Origin of the sequence: Ferruginibacter sp., from assembly GCF_031391665.1 — a bacterium.
Taxonomy (GTDB): Bacteria; Bacteroidota; Bacteroidia; order Chitinophagales; family Chitinophagaceae; genus Ferruginibacter.
Genome location: NZ_JANMUN010000054.1, coordinates 1 through 4039, shown reverse-complemented (window position 1 = coordinate 4039; position 4039 = coordinate 1). Strand labels below are relative to the sequence as shown.

Below are 4039 nucleotides of genomic sequence, written 5' to 3'. Positions count from 1 at the left end.
GTCATCGGTACAGTACACAAATTTCTCTGCAGTTTTATCGTACCAGTTATTACCGGCAATACCATTTATTGCAGGCACGCTGCCGGTATAAATGCTGCTGTGGCCGGGTGCTGTGTAGGTGGGCATGTAAGGTATAAAAGTATTTTCTGCCGTAAAACCATCTTTCAATAATCTTTTAAAACCACCGGCACCATATAAATCGTTGTAGCGGTATAAATAATCCCAACGCATTTGATCAATTACAAGCCCCACAATTAATTTAGGTTTTTTGCTTTGAGAAAAACTAAACAGTGCTGCAAATAAAAAAGCAATACTAAATACCAGCTTACGTACCATGAAATATTTTTTTGTAAATATACAATGGGTGCCCTGCATTTTAGTTAACAAAAAACAAACGCATAGGTTAATTGATGTTATCATTATATGACCTTAAACATAACTGCTGCCATTTTGCCCCGTTTTGTACAAACATTTAATTACTGTATTTTTGCGCCACAAATAAAACAATATAATGGCAGACATTTTTGAAAGACTACTGAACAATTACGGCCCCATTGGCCAGCACAGGGAAAGAGCACACGGGTATTTTGCCTTTCCTAAATTAGAAGGAGAAATTGGCAGCCGCATGCAGTTTAGAGGTAAAGATGTAATTGTATGGAGCCTTAATAATTATTTAGGCCTGGCCAACCACCCCGAAGTACGTAAAGCAGATGCCGAAGGTGCAGCCGATTACGGACTGGCCGCCCCCATGGGTGCAAGAATGATGAGTGGCAACAGCAATTTACACGAACAATTAGAAAGTGAACTGGCCGCTTTTGTAGAAAAAGAAGACGCCGCTTTATTAAATTTTGGTTACCAGGGCATGGTGAGTGTTATAGATGTGTTGTGCAGCCGCCACGATATTATTGTATATGATGCCGAAAGCCATGCCTGTATTATAGATGGCCTTCGTTTGCACGCCGGGCACCGCTATGTTTTTAAACATAACGATCTGGCCGATTTAGAAAAACAATTACAACGTTCCAGTGCCTTAATTGAAAAACAAGGAGCCGGTGGTATTTTATTAATTACCGAAGGTGTGTTTGGTATGGCCGGCGACCAGGGCAAATTAAAAGAAATTGCTGCCTTAAAAGATAAATACGATTTCCGTTTGTTGGTAGATGATGCCCATGGCTTTGGTACTTTAGGCGCAACCGGCGCAGGTGCAGGCGAAGAGCAGGGCATACAGGATAAAATTGATCTGTACTTTTCCACCTTTGCAAAATCAATGGCTTCTATTGGTGCGTTTATTGCAGGCGACAGAAAAATTGTTGACTATATCCGTTACAACATCCGCTCACAAATATTTGCAAAGAGTTTACCCATGCCGTTAGTAGTGGGTAATTTAAAACGCCTGGAATTATTACGCAACCATCCCGAGCTTAAAGAAAAATTGTGGAGCAATGCCATGAAATTGCAAAAAGGTTTAACCGAAAGAGGTTTTGATATTGGTAAAACAGATTCGGTGGTTACACCCGTGTACATGAAAGGCGGTGTGGAAGAAGCTACTGCTATGGCTATGGACCTTAGAGAGAACTACAGCATTTTTGCTTCTATTGTGGTGTACCCCGTAATACCAAAAGGGCATATTATTTACCGCTTAATTCCTTCGGCCGTACATACCGACGAAGACATTGAATTAACCTTAAATGCCTTTAGCGAAACCAAGAAAAAATTAGTGGCCGGCCAATATAAATCCGAACAAATACCCGACATGGCCGAATACAGCGGCAAACGTTTTGAATACATGAAGGTGAAGACGAAGAATAAATAATTTTTGTTTTGGTAAATATTTTAAATCCTGCTTTTTAGAGAGTGGGATTTTTTTTTGGCCAGAGTTTGGTAATGCTATCAGGCTGCGGTGGTCTGGCCTAAGGCGAGACATTCTTCAGTCACATATCTTTATTGAGCTTTTATTTGCGTAACTGTGAATGCAAAAAACAAGAAAACCATTTTAATAAACTTTCGTTTTTCAATTGTCGCTAAAAAACAATTTAAAAAACGAAAGTGAACAAGTTTCGTATTCAATATTGTTTTTTATATAACAGTTTGAAAACAACAAATTTAGGTGATTTAGAAATTTTGAAAAGATGTAACTTTCGTATATATTTGAGTTGGCTGTAATTTCACAGGCCTTTTATGACAGCAAATAGTTATTATGACAGAAAATATATTTTGGCAACTAATCGACAAAGCAAAAAAATCAGGAAAAGGAGACTTTGGTGAAGCATGTGAAAAACTTACTGGTTTATTAAAAAAGCAGTCGGTAGACGATATTGTTTCATTTGAGAATACTCTAAATAAGAAACTAAAAGCAGCAACAACATATGAAATGCTACTTGCATGCTTTATTGTAAACAGTTATATTTCAGACGATACATTTGAGTCTTTTTGTGCATGGCTTATTGGACAAGGAAAAAGTGATTATGAGCGTGCAATAGCAGACCCTAATCACTTTTGCAATTTGCTAGACAAAGGAGATGAAAGTAATCAAGACGGGGAATATTTAACGGCGGTTTCAATTGAGGCATTTGAGGAAAAGACGAATAAAGACGGAGATGAATTTCTTGACATGCTTGAGTCCATTGACGAACCAGATATTAAAAGGTTGACGACTATTGATATTGAAGCTTACAGAAAAACACTACCATTACTTTTCGAAAAATTTTGGAATCAAGAAAAAATCGACAACTTATACAACAAATAGAAACATCGTTTAATCAAGAAACTACAGCCAACATTGGGTTTTTTGCAAGTTGGGCTTGACAAACAAAACTTCAGCAAATTGCAAAGCCAGGCATTGGTTCGGGGCTGGACAAACAATGTTAGGCATTAGTTTTAACTTCATCAAAATATTTTCAATCAGCAGTGGCTCGGGCGGACGGAATGCTATTTCCCCAACCTGCAAAAAGCCCTGTTCGTTGGCTGCAATTATTAAACATTTGGATTAATATGGAAAATAGTAAAAAGTTCGAAATAACCGATGCACTTTTAATTGGATACATTTCCGTGATTTCATATTTGTTTTTGGTTGCGAAGGAACTCGGATATTTGCAGTATTTTAATATACCATCTTATTTTTTGAATTTCAATATTCTCGAATCAATTCAAAGTTTATTATTAAGTATTACTAGCCTTCTGTGTTCATATTTGCTTTATAAAGAGATATTTGATCGCACATATTCTTTTGAAGCAACATCATTAAAAAAACAAAGAAGATATATTTTAATTTACAGACCAATATTGTCAGTAATAGTTCCATTTGGGATATATTGGCTTAGTGGAGAACATAGTACCTACTTTTTTTTATACTTTTCCCTTGCATTTTTATTATTCAGTATTATAGGCATAATAGAATTAGAGTATCTGAGACAAAAAGAAAGTAAACTAATTAGAAATGTAATATTACATTCTGTTTGGATTATAGCAAGCTTTATAATTTTTTGGTCTTTGGGAAGAATTAATGCAAAAACTCAAGATCATTTTTTTATTGTTGGATCTGGTAAAAATGTAGTAATATATTTTTCAAACAATAAGATAATTCTCAAACCAATAATAGGAGGCAAAATTTCTAATTCCGGCGAATTTTTAGTTCAAAGTTTAAGTGATACAGCTTATTATTTTAAAAGCGTAAATTTTAAAAGATAGGATTTGTCAATTGACAGCCAACATCGGTTTTGCGCAAGCGGGGCAGACGAGTAAATTTCATCATTAAATCTTTATTGTGCTTCAGTTAATCGGCTTGACAAGTTCTTCCGTTCCGCCGGGGTCTTCACAACCGGGCTAAAAGCATGGCGTGAGACCCCGGCGTTGAAAAGCTGCCTGAACTTACAGTAACCCACTCTACAAAAAATAGCACTGCATTTTGCAGTCACAAATAAGAATTGTAAGCTCCCCCTCTTTAGTACACTTCAAAAGTAGAAAAATAGTTTCATTATTTAATTGGTTTGTGGTTCCTGCTGTTGGGCGTAGTGGAGCGAAGGCGTAGCCGAAGCGTAAC

The 4039-nt window shown here is 36.6% G+C and carries 4 protein-coding genes; 3 read left to right on the top strand and 1 reads right to left on the bottom strand.

The features are described 5' to 3' along the window. Positions 1-336, bottom strand: a 336-nt coding sequence (locus ACY651_RS04095) for an alkaline phosphatase family protein (protein ID WP_462249978.1), incomplete at its 3' end; no start/stop codon positions are given. Positions 337-511: 175 nt separating this feature from the next. Between ACY651_RS04095 and ACY651_RS04090 the strand changes: the two genes are divergently transcribed. The 3 genes from ACY651_RS04090 to ACY651_RS04080 all read left to right on the top strand — a co-directional run bounded on the left by ACY651_RS04090 (position 512) and on the right by ACY651_RS04080 (position 3687). Next, on the top strand, positions 512-1813 hold the full coding sequence (locus ACY651_RS04090; RefSeq protein WP_462249976.1) for an aminotransferase class I/II-fold pyridoxal phosphate-dependent enzyme: 1302 nt from the start codon (positions 512-514) through the stop codon (positions 1811-1813). A 384-nt stretch (positions 1814-2197) separates the two neighbouring features. Beyond that, entirely contained in the window at positions 2198-2746 is a 549-nt protein-coding gene (locus tag ACY651_RS04085; protein ID WP_462249974.1) for a DUF4240 domain-containing protein, read from the top strand. A gap of 245 nt (positions 2747-2991) precedes the next feature. Further along, complete coding sequence (locus ACY651_RS04080; RefSeq protein WP_462249972.1) at positions 2992-3687, top strand: hypothetical protein; 696 nt, start codon at positions 2992-2994, stop codon at positions 3685-3687. The last annotated feature ends 352 nt before the right edge of the window (positions 3688-4039 follow it).